The sequence below is a fragment of the Cryobacterium sp. RTC2.1 genome (assembly GCF_035018685.1).
GTDB classification, from domain to species: Bacteria; Actinomycetota; Actinomycetes; order Actinomycetales; family Microbacteriaceae; genus Cryobacterium; species Cryobacterium glucosi.
This window is the reverse complement of sequence record NZ_JASJXJ010000103.1, coordinates 1-14181: the sequence shown is the minus strand read 5'-3', so window position 1 is coordinate 14181 and position 14181 is coordinate 1. Positions and strand designations below refer to the sequence as shown.

The 14181-nt window shown below is 63.6% G+C and carries 13 protein-coding genes, 1 tRNA gene, 1 other RNA gene and 1 pseudogene; 6 read left to right on the top strand and 10 right to left on the bottom strand.

From position 1 onward, the window contains the following. The first annotated feature begins 451 nt into the window (after window positions 1-451). Entirely contained in the window at window positions 452-1177 is a 726-nt protein-coding gene (locus QN357_RS12980) for a hypothetical protein (RefSeq protein WP_322137482.1), read from the top strand. A 314-nt stretch (window positions 1178-1491) separates the two neighbouring features. Here QN357_RS12980 and QN357_RS12975 read toward each other — a convergent pair whose 3' ends face one another. Then, window positions 1492-2559 carry a hypothetical protein gene (locus QN357_RS12975; RefSeq protein ID WP_322137483.1) on the bottom strand — a complete coding sequence of 356 codons (1068 nt, stop codon included), beginning with the start codon at window positions 2557-2559 and terminating at the stop codon, window positions 1492-1494. 218 nt (window positions 2560-2777) lie between these two features. Continuing rightward, entirely contained in the window at window positions 2778-3341 is a 564-nt protein-coding gene (locus QN357_RS12970) for a hypothetical protein (RefSeq protein WP_322137484.1), read from the bottom strand. A 278-nt stretch (window positions 3342-3619) separates the two neighbouring features. Here QN357_RS12970 and QN357_RS12965 point away from each other — a divergent pair, with 278 nt between their 5' ends. The 3 genes from QN357_RS12965 (at window position 3620) to QN357_RS12955 (ending at window position 6225) form a co-directional block, all read left to right on the top strand. Next, window positions 3620-4108: a hypothetical protein gene (locus QN357_RS12965; protein ID WP_322135496.1), complete on the top strand. Its 489-nt coding sequence runs from the start codon at window positions 3620-3622 to the stop codon at window positions 4106-4108. A 23-nt stretch (window positions 4109-4131) separates the two neighbouring features. Next, the gene (locus QN357_RS12960; RefSeq protein ID WP_322135495.1) at window positions 4132-4668 is read left to right on the top strand and encodes a hypothetical protein; all 537 of its coding nucleotides are present in this window, start codon (window positions 4132-4134) and stop codon (window positions 4666-4668) included. A gap of 447 nt (window positions 4669-5115) precedes the next feature. Then, window positions 5116-6225 (top strand): tyrosine-type recombinase/integrase, encoded by a 1110-nt coding sequence (locus QN357_RS12955; protein WP_322135494.1) that lies wholly within the window; start codon window positions 5116-5118, stop codon window positions 6223-6225. A gap of 260 nt (window positions 6226-6485) precedes the next feature. On the opposite strand, the gene QN357_RS12950 is transcribed toward QN357_RS12955, so the two are convergent. Further along, window positions 6486-6561, bottom strand: a tRNA-Lys gene (locus QN357_RS12950). A gap of 117 nt (window positions 6562-6678) precedes the next feature. Here QN357_RS12950 and QN357_RS12945 point away from each other — a divergent pair. Together QN357_RS12945 and QN357_RS12940 are read left to right on the top strand one after the other, a co-directional pair. Continuing rightward, a complete protein-coding gene (locus QN357_RS12945; RefSeq protein WP_322140897.1) occupies window positions 6679-7557 on the top strand; it encodes an inositol monophosphatase family protein in 879 nt (292 codons plus the stop codon). Next, window positions 7557-8120, top strand: coding sequence for a septum formation family protein (locus QN357_RS12940; protein WP_322140898.1), 564 nt, complete (start codon window positions 7557-7559; stop codon window positions 8118-8120). The genes QN357_RS12945 and QN357_RS12940 overlap by 1 nt, the downstream gene beginning before the upstream one ends. Window positions 8121-8138: 18 nt before the next feature. On the opposite strand, the gene QN357_RS12935 is transcribed toward QN357_RS12940, so the two are convergent. The 7 genes and pseudogenes from QN357_RS12935 to QN357_RS12905 form a co-directional block, all read right to left on the bottom strand. Further along, window positions 8139-9863 carry a SulP family inorganic anion transporter gene (locus QN357_RS12935; protein WP_134447308.1) on the bottom strand — a complete coding sequence of 575 codons (1725 nt, stop codon included), beginning with the start codon at window positions 9861-9863 and terminating at the stop codon, window positions 8139-8141. 46 nt (window positions 9864-9909) lie between these two features. Then, window positions 9910-10569: a dihydrofolate reductase family protein gene (locus tag QN357_RS12930; protein WP_323504976.1), complete on the bottom strand. Its 660-nt coding sequence runs from the start codon at window positions 10567-10569 to the stop codon at window positions 9910-9912. 127 nt (window positions 10570-10696) lie between these two features. Next, window positions 10697-11083, bottom strand: a transfer-messenger RNA (tmRNA) gene (ssrA, locus tag QN357_RS12925). A 119-nt stretch (window positions 11084-11202) separates the two neighbouring features. Then, entirely contained in the window at window positions 11203-12177 is a 975-nt protein-coding gene (locus QN357_RS12920) for a hypothetical protein (protein WP_134447305.1), read from the bottom strand. Window positions 12178-12267: 90 nt separating this feature from the next. Then, entirely contained in the window at window positions 12268-12744 is a 477-nt protein-coding gene (gene smpB, locus QN357_RS12915; RefSeq protein ID WP_134447303.1) for an SsrA-binding protein SmpB, read from the bottom strand. An 89-nt stretch (window positions 12745-12833) separates the two neighbouring features. Next, window positions 12834-13748 (bottom strand): permease-like cell division protein FtsX, encoded by a 915-nt coding sequence (gene ftsX / locus QN357_RS12910; RefSeq protein WP_134447301.1) that lies wholly within the window; start codon window positions 13746-13748, stop codon window positions 12834-12836. Then, a pseudogene (locus QN357_RS12905) lies at window positions 13745-14181 on the bottom strand (hypothetical protein); the annotation flags it as partial. The gene ftsX and the pseudogene QN357_RS12905, both read right to left, overlap by 4 nt.

Here is a 14181-nt window from a genome sequence, read left to right as displayed (position 1 = left end):
GAACTCGCCGCCGCCTAAGCTAGAACAACTGACCCGCATGGTGTTGAGAAACTCCACCACTCAGCGGGACGTGACCGGTGTCACGCGGGTGGAGGGATTCGTTGAAGGTCATTGGACGTACTCTCTGTTTGGGTGGTGCGGATATGAATACTGATTCCGCCGCCCGTAACATGCGCGGCGTGTTTCAAACTGGCGACGCGTGCACGAAAGACTGGAGTTTAGGGTCCCGAGCGCCGGCCACTTCCACGTCCATCACCCCCGATGAGCTGCCCGGCGTCGGCGACCTGGCCGGCGTTGGGGTCCGCGAGGCGCGTGATGGTCATGACCGGAGACATGTGGCGAGGTGGCTCTTGCTCCCAGCCGGTCTGACCCTGCCACCAATTGCCCCCAAGCTGGGGGTCCAACGATTTCGTGGCGAAGCTCCTCCGAGACCTACGCTCAAATCATGCGTATGACCACAAATCGAAGTGCCGTCGCCATCCTCGTGGTCACTGCCTCCCTCCTTCTCTCCGCTTGTTCGACGAGCACGCCACCGCCGGCAGCACCGGCAACCTCGTCGGATGCGGCAGTCCTTGATGCTTCGAGCCTGCTGCAGTCTGATGGCGCTGGCTCTGACCAGCTGGCCGAGTATGCGACGGTCTTAGCGAAGCTCGGCACGTCCTGCGCGGAGGGTCCCACCGTCAGCTTCTCGGTGGACGCGACGGCGAAAGCTGCGAGCATGAGCCGTTTGCAGCTGATGCAGACGGTGGCTGCAGCGCTCGGTTCCTCCGCCAACGTCGACTGCACGAGTGCGGTGCTCGCAGCGGCTTCTGGGGCCCCGATCGTCACGAGCTCCGATGCGGGAACCGCTGTCAGCTACCTGCTGGGCGACGAGTCGACGACTCGACTGCCGGCACCCGACTGTTCTCTTGCGGTCGGGGCGTGGACGGCGTCCACGGGTGCGATGGTCGTGAACGTGACTGACGTTCGCGGGCCGACGAGTCTGCACGTCGCGGTAACGAAGAAATCTGGGGCCGTTGTGGTGCAGGACGGTCTGATCCTCGGCGGACAAAGCGCTCACGACTTCAAATTCTCGGACGTGGACCCGAGCGCCGTGACGAATGTGTTGGTCACCGCGACGTCCAACGATGACAGCGTAGGAGGTTCGTGCGTGGCCACGGGTAGCCCAACAGCGTAAACTTGCGGTGCCGGACTTCGGCGCCGAATGTGTTTGCGAGGGCGCGAACCGGAAGATTCTGAAACCGGTCCCGAAGTACGCAATATCAATCTGCGTCGACCCGTTTGCACGCACAGGCGACGCCCCCAGCATCCTCGTCATCCTAGACAGCGACGGGGACAATCAATCGCGCGCCCGATGCCCCAGCCCGAGCCTCTACCTTTTCCGCAGAGTACTGCAACCAACTGCGTGGAGTCGCGCTACCGAAGAGCGCTATGCGCCACGAGCAGTTGGAGGTGGAAGGTGTTTCTGCGCGGCTGCGAAAGAACTCAACATCAGTGCTGGATCAGGCCCCCAGCCTGCAAACGTCTGGCGTCAAGCGGGTTCATCATCAGTTGGAGTCGTCCGGGGTCGATTTTGACGGAACCTGGAGCATAGCCTCGGAAAGTCATGACCGGGTGCGCTAGCTTCCACTGGCCCAGCGGCTGACTTATGAGTGCTGGGTCCCTCTTTCGCCTCTCCCAGAGAGTTTCCATTGCACCCATTGTTGCGGCGGATGCAGCGTTAAGTGATCCGACGATCCCGTCCAGAGTGGTTTGAATGTCTTCAGTGAGATGGTAGCCAGAGAGCCTCTCACTCGTCTGCCGGATTCCCTGCAGATTGGAAAGGCCAGGGTTTGCTACAGGGAGACGGTGCACCGTGTGCTTTGTCCGTTCCCTACCGATGGATATCAATTCGTTGCGATGCTCGCGATGGACTGACATGTTGCGCATTCCGAGGGTCCAATCAGTCCAGCCCGTGGGTCCACTCTGCACGAGGGCAGATCCGAAGGCTTGCACTGTCTTCAGCTGTTCCGCCCTGCCGACGTCATTGTTGAGGAGAAGGGACTTGAACAGGATCCGAAGCTTCGGGCTCGTTGGACTTGCATTGATCTCATCAATGGGCTGAAACAGGCCAAAGTCAGCCCGATGGATGTTGACATTCAGTCCGGAGATTCCAATGACAGCGCCGGCAAGGCAATCCAGCACAGATCCCATCGATATATACAAACTCCGCTCATACACGTCTAGTCGAAGCTCCCGCTCGTCGTATTTTGAGTTGGAAACGTTGGGGAAGGGGGTGCCCTCATTGCGCATCCTCATGCTTATGTCGCCGTCCTGTTGGTATCTGGTCTCCCGATAGTTCTGGAGACCGACCCCAACGGCCTGAAGATTTGCGCCCACTGCCTGTATCAATCCAACAATGTAGTCCGCAGTCTCGGCAGCGTCCGCTGTCCCGGCAGCGTCCCCTTCGACCTGCCCTGAGCCCATGAAACCGGTGGGGCCAGCCTCGTCCATAATCATTCGCGTCGAAAGTTGACCTGACGCGAAGATCCCCTCTTTAACGAGCGATATATCCAACATGGGCCAAATCTACGCGTCAGCCGTACGCAATACGCGCAATTTGTCGCCTGGTAGAGATCGAGAAGACCGCCGGACTCGCCGGCCACGAACCTAACGAAGACAATATCGGCCGGTGCCGTCGCCGCCTCACCGGGGAGATCACACTCAAAGAAGCCCAAGCCGAGATCGATGAGAAATACCGCCAGAACCCCGCCACGGATGGCTGATCTGCCGGCGTCTTATGAGCGTGGCTGCCATGCTGGGACTCCGCGAAGGCGGGCGATGAACTCGACCCAGCGGACGCGGCGACGGAGACGCGCGGCGTCCGGGTACCGCTTGTTGCTCTCACCCTCATAGTGTGAGCGAAACGCCCAGCCGGGGCTGATGGAGCACATTGTGCAGTTGGCGAGGCTCGGCGAGGTATCAGCGCCGACGAGCAGGCTCCGGCAGTTCTCGCAGTAGGCCGGTTCGACATCCTCGGCGGTGAGCGGCCTGACCCCATCGACCCACCAGCGCCAATCGGTGGCGTTGTAGGCGGACTTTTTGACAGCCGCCAAACTGTTGTGCTGCCACGAACGGATCCGGCCGAGCCGGCGCTCGATGCGTCGGCGGAGCGCGACCCGGCGGGGGTCCGCTCCGTCGTCACCCTCGAACCAGTCCGGCTGAATCGCGCAGCGCCAGCAGGGCAGGCGCAGCGGACGGCGGCTGCCGCACACGTCACAATATCCGGGCAGTCGCTGGATGGAGACGACCGTCGACGTCTTATGCCAGGTGTTACCGTACAGATAAGAGCCGTCGCTCACTTCGAGTGAGACGCGAACACCAACCTCTACGCGACCGAGCCGACGTAGCCGAGCCCACCGGTTATCGTAAGCGGCATCGAAAGACCCAGACGCGGGCGTCCGACGCCAGTAGAGGCTTGGCTCAGTCTTAAACTCGTGGACCGTGCCACTCAACGTGGTCACTCGCCAGTGGCCGGGTCCATCCATCAGCTCGTGCATCTTGGGTTTCATGCGAACTACATGCGCGGGACAGTTCGGAGATTGACGACCCCGCGCATGAGTTCAATATGCCCCTTCCAATGCCCAGCACTTTCGACCTCGACCTCAGCCTCGAGTTGGTCCTCTGGGAGGAGCCCGAACCGCTGAAATACAGATGGAAGAATTCGTCAGGCGACGGGTGGTCGCCAATGATCTCTTGGATATTTCTAGAAAGTCTGGTCTCAATGGTGGGCACCGGGACCGGCTGGAATTTTCTGATCGTGGAGAGGATTCGCGAACCGGGCCAGCCATACCCGAGCTGGTTCGCGCAATGCCTCGGCTCAAGCCGGGCGATCGCCGTAGAGCTCGGCTGGCATCCGGAAGCAGGAATCGAAAACCTGTGGCGGATCGGTCTGGCGACCGGCGGCGCGTGGCCTCTTGTGAATGTTCACTCAGACCCGACACTTCAGCTCATGGTGCAGCCGCGGCAGGCGCTCTCGCCGCCGAGCTTGGCCCTGACAGTGATGGTGGATTGGCTAGCCGACGGTGAGCTCGCGGACATTTTCGTACCGCAGCGTGTGCGGTACTGACGGGTGCCGCGCATGTAGGCTGCATGAGCGAAAAGATGCATCAAACTTTCTGGGCCTGCGGCGAAGCCACCGACGGAGAGCTGCGGCTGAGTGTGACGACCGGCGGGCTGCTGGCGTCCTTCATTGAAGGATACGGAGAGATCGGTCGTGCGGAAACTATCGTAGAGGGCGGTTCTTGGGCCGACCTCTTGCGTCAGAATCGCTTTGCTTATGCCTGTGAAGTCGCCACCGAGTACCAAGCTCGGGCTTTGGCGAAAGGTTCGTCGAGCGGGACCTGGTCGCAGTGGGCCGAATCCGCGTCCGCTCTGGAAAGGCTCTACGCACCTCGATGCGTAGTCCCTTCAGCGGAACCATGGCCAGGTGGCAGTGTGAAGCTGGTCCTCGTGCACCCGATCCTGAAGTCGCTTGATTGGGAGCCACCTGCGCCGAGCCGATCACTGATCGTTATTGACCCTCGGACGGAAGTCGATCTGCTCAAGGGCATGAAGAAAGTCGGTGCTCTCAGTTCGACGGGTCGGCTCGATGCAAAATCCCGGTATTTGCATCCGCTCGGAATGTGAGTCGGTTTCGACGTCGGATGACACCGAGTTATGGGACGCCATTTCGTTAGCGTTGCTAAATTGTTCTTTACCGCGCATGCGTATAGCGAATCGAGGTTGTCACCTCGGTCGCCGAACTGAAAGACACGCCATGCCAAATGCCACTCCAACCGTCACCGTTTACGCTCCGCTCTGGGACGCTACCGACGTTGCGACCTACGCGAAGATTAGCGTCGGTACTGTACGCAACTGGGTCGTCGCCGGTCGCATGCCCAAGCCCCTCCACATCGGCCGGACCACTCGCTGGCCGGCTGATGCCATCGTCGCGTTCTTCGGAGCTATGTAATGGCCGGCAGACCGGTTCTCGAGCTCGGCGCCTACGGCAACATCAGCGCCAAGCAGGTCTCAGAGGGCGCATGGAGGGCCGTAGCTTGGCAGCGACACCCAACGACCGGGGAGCGCAGGCAAGTGCGGGCATCCTCCAATACGGAAGCCAAAGCGAAGGCTGCCCTCAAGAGCAAGATGGACGCTCGAGTCAAGACTCCCACGAGCATCGGTACCCCTGCGCTGAGCCGGATGTCAACGGTTGCCCAGCTCATCGAGCTGTATATCGCGGAACTGGACGACACCGATTTGGCATCCGCAACCGTCACTCGGTACACGCGCACCGCCCGTTTCCAGATTCTGCCGGCTATCGGCCAACGCCGCCTTCACGAGCTAACACAGGGCACGTTTGCCAAGCTCATTCTTGACGAGCACAAGAAGTCCCCCTCCGAAGCAAAACTCATCCGGGCGGTGTCCGGCAACCTAATGACTTTGGCGCTTCGTCACGATGCCGTGGCCTCTAACACCGCGGTCAATGCAGCGGGACACCTCCCCAAAGTAGAAAAAGCCGACCCTGAGACGCTCACGCCCGATACTGCCGAGCAGATGTTCGACCTCCTGATTGCTGCTAAAGACCGGTCGCGTCCAGGCCCGAATTCCCGCAAAGGCAGCACCGACTTAATCGACGTCCTGTCTCTGCAGCTTGCTCTCGGTGCCCGAGTGTCTGAGGTTGCCGCCATTCAAGTGCAGGACATCGACTGGACGGCAGAGCCTCCCGTCATCACGATTCACCAGGCCGTGTCCATCCAGGGCCCGCGAGGTAGGAAGCTCGGGGCCCGTAAGTATGAGATTCCCGGCTTCTATTTTGTGCAGCCTTACACAAAGGCGAAAGATGTCCGCCGTGTCGTCCTGGATGACTTCGCCATCGAGATTCTGCGCCGTCGGGTTGATACACCAGGTACCGGCGGGCTCATCTTCTATGCCGCCACAGGTGCACCTCTCAACCTCGCCAATCTGCGTCGTTCGATGCGAGCGGCCCTTGCGGGTTCCGAGGTCGAGTTCGCGAGCACCCACTCCATGCGGCGCTCGATTGCATCGGAAGTTGGCCACCACCCAGAGTTTGGGCCGGAAGCCGCACAGAAGCTCCTCGGGCATGGCCAGCTAAGTACAACCATTCGCAGCTACATAAGCCGGGACGTTTCGGTGAGTGATGTGCGCAAGGTGAGCGCGAAATTCGGTCGAAGAGTTTTGTGAGCGCCATCGTAGGAACGTGAGCCCTGCGGGCGCGGATGTCGCCAGCTTTATTTGTGTGGACTTAGCCCCAGGTCTCCACGCGACAGGTCCATACTTAACCACAAAAGCCTCTGACAACGCTGGTTGTCAGAGGCTTTTCTATTTGTGTGGACCTAGCACAAGTCCACAGTTACTCCACACTTATTCAGGTGACAATAGCTGACTCCAAGTGATCCCAAATGACATGGAACCCAGTAAAACAGCCGGTCAATCTGGCTTTTTGGTGCACCCCCCGGGACTTGAACCCGGAACCCACTGATTAAGAGTCAGTTGCTCTGCCAATTGAGCTAGAGGTGCGTATTTGTTTCTCCGGGACGACCCGAAGCGACTCTAGAGAATAACACCGGAAACGTCCCCGGCGCCAATCGAGGCCGCGCACCGGTGAGTCGCGCGGAAATTACTATCCTTGGGAGTGTGACCGACGCGACAATTCCTCCCCGAAACAGTGCCTCCGACGAGGCCTCGACCTACAGCCTCGACGATGACCTGGCCCTCGCCATCGAACTCGCCGATGCCGCGGATGCCATCTCCCGCGACCGCTTCACCGCGATGGACCTCGTCGTCACGACCAAGCCGGACCGCACCCCCGTGACGGACGCCGACCAGGCCGTCGAACGAGCCATCCGCGCCCTCCTCGCGGAACGACGTCCGAAAGACGGCATTCTCGGCGAGGAATACGGCACCGCCGGCTCGACCGTGCGCCAGTGGATCATCGACCCGATCGACGGCACCGCCGGTTTCCTGCGCGGCGTGCAGATCTGGGGAACTCTGATCTCCCTCGCTGTCGACGGTATCCCCGTCGTCGGAGTGGTGAGCTCCCCCGCCCTCGGCAAGCGCTGGTGGGCGCGAGCCGGCGCCGGCGCCTGGTCCAGCGACGAGCGCACCCCCGACGCAGCCCCGCGCCGGCTCCAGGTCTCCGGCGTCCCGACCCTCACCGACGCGTCCCTGAGCTACAACAGCATCCAGCAGTGGGACCAGACCGGCCACCTCGACGAGCTTGTCGCCCTCTCCCGGTCGGTGTGGCGCACTCGGGCATACGGCGACATGTGGTCGTACATGCTCCTGGCCGAAGGCGTGCTCGATATCGTGGCCGAATTCGACCTCAAGCCATACGACATGGCCGCGCTCGCCCCGATCGTCCAGGAGGCCGGCGGCACCTTCACCTCGGCCGACGGGCTCGAGGGACCCTGGCACGGCAGCTCCCTCGCCACCAACGGACTGCTGCACGCCGCGACCCTCGACGTCCTCCGTGCGTCCGCGGCCGGCACCGCCGGCACGGCCCCTCACGGCTGATGCCACCCTCGCGCCCCGGGCCGGTCCGGGTTGCCCCCCTCTCTGCCCGGCGCGCCGTCATCGCGCGAGCCGCGGCCACAGCAGCACTCGCCCTCGGCCTGTCGCTTGCGGTGAGCGGATGCGCCTCCGTCGCCCGTCTGGCCCCCTCGGCCAGTGACGGGGCCGCCTCGCTTGCCGCATCAGCCACGGCCGTGCCGATCGAGGTGTCAAAGGTCGTAGTCGGGGACTGCCTCGACAACGTCGGGGACGCCGATGTGGCATCCGCTGTCACCGTCACGCTGGTGCCGTGTGCCGAAGTGCACGCCTTCGAGGTCTACGCGGGCTTCGACCTGCCGATGGAGTCGTATCCCGGCGAAGACGCGGTCGTCGCGGCGGCCGAAGACGGCTGCGGAACCCGGTTCGAGGCCTTCACCGGCAGCGCCTATGACGGCTCCCAGCTCGATTACAACTACTTCGTTCCGCCGGAGGACGGCTGGACGATCTCCGGCAGCCACCTGGTCTCGTGCCTGATCGACGACCCCGCCGGCCCCGTGACCGGAACCCTCGCCCAGGCCCGCCGTTGATGCCCTGACATCACGAGGTCAGGCGTCACGGTCCCACTGCGTGCCGTCGAGGTCGCCCCGCAGCGTCCCGGTCGCCGCGTCGACGGCAGCGCCGACGGTGTCGGCGAATCGTTCGGGCGGGAACCGTTTGCCGAGGCCGTATCGACGCAGGACGTCTTTCACGGGACCCTTCATCTCCGCGAAAACGAGGGTGGCGCCGCGCTTCTGCAGGAACTCATCCAGTTCGAGCAGTTCGTCGACGGCGGTGGTGTCGATATCGGTGATGGGTTCCGCGGCCAGGATCACGGTTTGCACGTCGGCGCCGGCCGCGCTGACGGTCGCCCGGACGTAGTCGTCGAAGATCCCGCCATTGGCGAAGAAGAGCGGCGCGTCGAAACGCACGATGACGATTCCGGGCAGGCGCTCGCCTTCCGGGTGCCGGGACAGGTCGTGGTAGCCCCGGAGGCCATGAATGCGACCCAGCTCCGCACGATACGGCCGCCAGGCGTGGCCGACGAATTCGCCGAGCGACAAGACGACCGCGACGATGATCCCTTCGATCACGCCGACGACGAGCACGCCGAAGAAAGCAGCGACGGACAAGAAGGCATCGGTCCTGCTCATCCGCACGAGGGCGACGAATCCCGTGATGTCGACGAGCCCCGCCGCCGCGACCATCACGACGGCCGCGATCGTGGCGGATGGCAGGAAGTCCGTGAGGCCGGGTGCGAGCAGCATGAACAGAACGAGGAGGACAGCCCCGGCCACTCCGGCGAGTTGAGAGCGCGCCCCGGCGCTCTCAGCGGCGGCAGTACGCGACGACGACGCCGAGATGGGGAACCCGCCGAACAGGCCGGCGAGCAGATTCGAAGCGCCGACCGCCACCATCTCCTGGCTGCCGTCGACGTTGTCCCCGCGGCGCGCGGCGAAGGTGCGGGAGAGCACCGCGGTGTCCGCGAAGGCGATGAGCGCCATCCCGAGCGCGGGAAGGGCCAGGCCGACGACATCTGCCCCCTGCAGGCCGGCGAGGGCGGGTGCCGGAAGGCCGGCGGGGAGAGCGCCGACGACGGGGAGGCCGTCGTGGAGGCCGAGGGCGAACGTCAGCACCATCGAGGCCACGACCGCGACGAGGATCCCAGGGATCCGGCTCTTCGTCCAGACCAGGACGACGATGACACCCAGTGAGCCGATCCCGAACAGCATCGCGGTCGGGTTCACCTGGCCGCCGACGATGCCGGTGACGATGGCGATCGCATCTCGCAGCGGCGATGCCGACGAGAGAGAGAATCCGAGGAGCGGCGGGATCTGCGACAGAATGACGATCACCGCGAGTGCGTTGAGGTAGCCGACCCGGAGCGGCTTGGAAAGCAGGTCGGTCACGAACCCCAGGCGCAGCAATCCGCCCAGGATGAGTACCGCGCCGACCATGATTCCCAGGAGTCCGGCGAGGGCAACGGCACGGGCGCTGTCCCCGGCGGCGAGCGGCAGGATGGCCGCGGCGATGATCGGCGCGAGAGCCGAGTCGGGAGCGAGCACCAGGATCCGGGACGGCCCGACGACGGCGTAGACGAGAAGAGGAACGATCGTGGCGAACAGGCCGGACTCGGGCGGAAGGCCGGCGACCTCGGCATAGCCGATGCCGACCGGGATGAGCAGGGCGGTCAGGATCGCCCCTGCGCGCAGATCGGGCAGCAGCCAGATGCGCCGATAGCCCAGCGCTGTAGCGACGCCTGGCGCCCATTTCCGCAGTCCGGTGTCGGCCATGAGACTCCTCGTCCGAGGTCATCATGCCCCGAAAGCGCGCGGCGGACTACCGAGCCGTGCGACGGGTGAAGACCAGATGGACGACTCCGGACGGAGAAGGGGTCGCCTCGATGTCAAAGCGTTGCTCGAGCCCTTCGAGTCCGTCCCACAGTCGTTCGCCCCGGCCCAGGACGATCGGTACGAGGACGATATGCATGTGATCAATCAGGTCGGCCTCGAGGAACTGTCGAACCGTGCTGACGCCGCCACCGACCCGGACGTCGCGGTCGCCGACCAGGGCGCGAGCCTGTTCGAGCGCCGAGACGGGGTCGGAATCAACGAAATGGAAGGTTGTTCCGCCGTCCATCACGAGCATCGGCCGGGGATGGTGCGTCAGCACGACCACGGGGGTGTGGAACACCGGGTTGTCGCCCCACCATCCCTTCCACTCTTCGTCCTCCCAGGGACCACGCACCGGGCCGAACTTGTTGCGGCCCATGATCTCCACGCCGATCCCGGGACCCCAGGCGCTGGCGAACGCATCGTCGACGCCGAAGGATGCCGCAGACTCCCCGTGAAGGCCCATCTCGCGGAAGGTGCGTGTCGCGATCGCCCATTCCAGGAGCCGGGAGCCTGCGTGTCCGAAGGGAGCGTCGAGTTCCTGGCCTTCTCCGGTGCCGAAGCCGTCGAGGGAGACCGAGAAGTTGTGCACGCGGACGAGGGACATGTCATCTCCTGGAGTCGTGGTCGTAGGGAATCACACTATGGTGATTCGACCCACGGGCTCAAGGGGTCACGAGCTCACGACCGACGGTCCGAGACTCGAGGACTCAAGAGCGTGTGACAGGAACCGATGGTGGAGATGGGGGGAATTGAACCCCCGTCCACTGCTGTGGTCATATGCCTTCTACGGGTGTATCCAGTGAAGTCGTTCTACTCGGCTCCGGAATTTGCCACTGTCAGCTAATCCGACGAGCCCAGCCCTCGTTTAAGTCCCCCTACACCCCGCGGCTCAGAGTAGGAGCAATCTCTCTAAATGACGTCAGGGTCCGGGTAGAGAGCATTCCCGGCCTGACGGACTCTCTAGTTGCTTTACTTAGGCCGCGAGGGCGTAAGCAGAAGCAGAGTCAGTGCGGTTTGTTTTGGCACTTATTGTTTTGCAGGGAGCGTTAACGAGTTAACCCTGCATCCTCGACCCGCTTCTCACAATTGCGCAGGCAATGTCGAAACCGATCATCCCCATGAGCACTCGTCGCCATTGTTCGGCGCCACCGACGTGCGGCGGAATGAGTGGGTCCTGTCACACGCTGTTGAGTTGTCAATACTGCACTCGTTCTTTTCGAACTGATCGTGCAGCCCTTCAGTCTACAACACTTCTGCCGGAATGCGGGGCGACGGCCAGCAGGACGCGCTCGGCCTCGGAGTCGCCGGGAACGATCACATCGATGCGCGCAGCACCAGACCGGACCGTGACGATACTCGCCTCGGCGTAACGCGGATGCCGCTGCACGGTGACCGACTCCAACCGCGCCAGGAACACGATCAGCCGGGAGCTCGACAATTCGGACCGATCGGCCAGACCGAACCAGTCGCGACGGGACAGCACTTGAACCTCCGCGTCGGTCCCGCAGACGATGGCGCCGTGCAGCACAGTCGGACGGAACAGGTTCAACACCCGCGCCATGAAGCCGCCGGTCGCCCGAACCCGCTCACGCGGATGCGCGGCGTAGAGGTGGAGTTCCGGCTCGCGATCCCGCAGATTCGTCCAGTCCGCCATCAGGTCCGCGTCGGTTGCCCGGAATACGGCAGAGTTGAGGACGGCATTGGGCCGCCGGTCGATGGCGGGGCCGACCGGGAAAGTCAGCATCGAAGCAGCGGCCGTTGCGGCGTCGTGTGAGCCGAACGTCACTCCCAAGCCCAGCGACATGTCACGGAGCATGTCGACGAATCCGCTGACGACCTCGCGCGAGGAGCCGTTGTAGCCGACCTGGAGCACGCTGCCGTCCCGGGAGTACACCCGAAGGCGCCCGTCGGTGAGGTCGACGCTGTCCTCGATGGCAACGACGGCGTCGTAGGGCAGAGTCGAGCCGGCGTATGCCGAACCTGTCCTGCTCAGCACGGTGAGGGCGTCGCTCCCCGCGATGATCAGGTGGTCATAGAGGTCCATGGTCGGATCCGCGTCCCTGCGCGGGATGTTCCGCGGCACCTTGAGCACGAGGCGCTCCGACGTGGGATCGCACCCGAAGTCGCGAAACAGCCGCGGGACCTCATCCAGTGTCCGCACCGCGTCCACCCAGGGGCCGAAGGCGTTGTATTCCGCGTCGGCTGTACTCATTGCCTTCATCGTAACGCCCCGCATCCGCCGCATCGACGCGTGCGGATGCCGTCGCCCGCTCGTCCGACGGGCGGGCGATTCAACCGGGTGTCAGTCGCCGAGGTGCTTGCGCGCGGACATCGCGCGGTCGGACTCGCGCTTGTCCTGGCGCTCACGGAGCGTCTGGCGCTTGTCGTATTCCTTCTTGCCCTTGGCGACGGCGATCTCGACCTTGGCCTTGCCGTTGCTGAAGTAGATCCGCAGGGGAACGAGCGTGTAGCCGCCCTCCTTGGTCTTGTGGCTGATCTTGATGATCTCCTGCTTGTGCAGCAGCAGTTTGCGCTTGCGCCGCGGCGGGTGGTTCGTCCAGGTACCGGCCATGTATTCCTGGATGTGCACGGCGTCGAGCCAGGCTTCGCCGCCCTCGATGAAGGCATAGCCGTCGACGAGCGAGGCGCGGCCGGCGCGCAGGGATTTCACCTCGGTCCCGGTGAGCACCATTCCGGCCTCGTACGTCTCCTCGATGAGGTAGTCGTGGCGTGCCTTGCGATTGGTCGAGACGACCTTTTCGCCGATTTCCCTGGGCACGGGTTACTCCTCAACGTCGGTGGGTGGGCAGACCGGTACCGGCCAGCCCACCAGTCTAGCTCTCGGCCTCGAGCCGTTCGGACGAACGGCTAGACCTTCAGGTAGCGGGTGATGGCGAAGTTGGCGGAGAAGGCCGCGAGTACCGCGCCGACCACCAGCAGGATCGGCACGACGAGGAGCGCATCCTGCATGCCCACAAGCGAGAAGCCTGTCAGCCGGGAACCGAGGAAGCCCTGGACGAACCATTGCACGAGGGCAAGGACCGCACCACCTGCCAGAAGCGATCCCAGCAGCGCCGCAAAGACGCCCTCGAGGATGAACGGCGTCTGGATGAACCGGTTCGATGCACCGACGAGTCTCATGATGCCGAGCTCACGCCGCCTCGAGAAGGCCGACAGCCGGATGGTGGTGGCGATCAGCAACGCTGCAGCCACGAGCATGAGCGAGGCGATACCGATCGCCGTGTAGCTCGCCGCATTGAGCACGGAGAAGATCTGGTCGAGGTACTTGCGCTGGTCAGCGACGTTCTCGACCCCGGCCACGCCGGACAGGCTCTCCACGAGCACATCCGATTGGGACGGGTCCTTGAGGTTCACCCAGAAGGTCTGGTTCAGTTGCTCCGGAGTCACATAGTCGGCGACCGGGTTGCCTGCGAACTGCTTCTTGAAGTTCTCGAAGGCCTGTTCATGCGTCTCGAAATAGTACTTGTCCACGAACGGCGAGAGCGTCGGCGACTCGAGCTGGGCCTTGACGGCGTCGATCTGACCCTGGCTCGCCTCTCCCCCGGTGCAGGTCTCCCCCGGTGAGATCGCGGTGCACATGTAGATTCCGACCTGGGCGCGGTCGTACCAGAAGTTCTTCATCTGGCCGATCTGCATCTGCATCAGGATCGCAGCGCCGACGAAGGTCAGCGAGATGAAGGTCACGAGCACGACAGAGACAACCATCGAGGCATTGCGACGCAGGCCGTTGGCGGCTTCGGAGAGCACCAGTCCGAGTCTCATCGGGTGGGTCCCACATTCTGTTCGCCGGTCTGGTCTGGTTTTTCGCCGGGAGCACGAAGCCCCAGCCTCTCGGCCAGGGTGAGCTGGTCGAGAACGTCGTCCTGGGTAGGTGCCATCGGACGCGACATGTACTTCGGTTGCTCGGCAGCACCCGCATCTGACGGGGAATCGTCTGCACCGGTCCCGGTTGGCGTCGTCGCGGCATCCGCCTGCTGCTCGCGGCCGGGCAGGAAGATCGCCGAGGTCAGCGGGAGGGGCATGCCGGAATCTGAGGCAATAGCCATGGCCTGCTCGCCGAACGGCTGCGGAATGGCGGCGGGCGGCGTGGCCGGGGCCGCAGCGTCTGCGCCCGTCTCGGCGAGGGCGCCCGCACGAGCCGGGGCGTCGGGGACGATGACGACCGGCGTGATGGGTGCAGCAGGAACGGGAACGG

Excerpts from the sequence above, each read along its gene's own strand:
- QN357_RS12980 (WP_322137482.1), top strand. The coding sequence starts at position 452 with ATGACCACAAATCGAAGTGCCGTCGCCATCCTCGTGGTCACTGCCTCC.
- QN357_RS12975 (WP_322137483.1), bottom strand. The coding sequence starts at position 2,559 with ATGTTGGATATATCGCTCGTTAAAGAGGGGATCTTCGCGTCAGGTCAA.
- QN357_RS12965 (WP_322135496.1), top strand. The coding sequence starts at position 3,620 with ATGCCCAGCACTTTCGACCTCGACCTCAGCCTCGAGTTGGTCCTCTGG.
- QN357_RS12960 (WP_322135495.1), top strand. The coding sequence starts at position 4,132 with ATGAGCGAAAAGATGCATCAAACTTTCTGGGCCTGCGGCGAAGCCACC.
- QN357_RS12940 (WP_322140898.1), top strand. The coding sequence starts at position 7,557 with ATGCCACCCTCGCGCCCCGGGCCGGTCCGGGTTGCCCCCCTCTCTGCC.
- QN357_RS12935 (WP_134447308.1), bottom strand. The coding sequence starts at position 9,863 with ATGGCCGACACCGGACTGCGGAAATGGGCGCCAGGCGTCGCTACAGCG.
- QN357_RS12930 (WP_323504976.1), bottom strand. The coding sequence starts at position 10,569 with ATGTCCCTCGTCCGCGTGCACAACTTCTCGGTCTCCCTCGACGGCTTC.
- QN357_RS12920 (WP_134447305.1), bottom strand. The coding sequence starts at position 12,177 with ATGAGTACAGCCGACGCGGAATACAACGCCTTCGGCCCCTGGGTGGAC.
- ftsX (WP_134447301.1), bottom strand. The coding sequence starts at position 13,748 with ATGAGACTCGGACTGGTGCTCTCCGAAGCCGCCAACGGCCTGCGTCGC.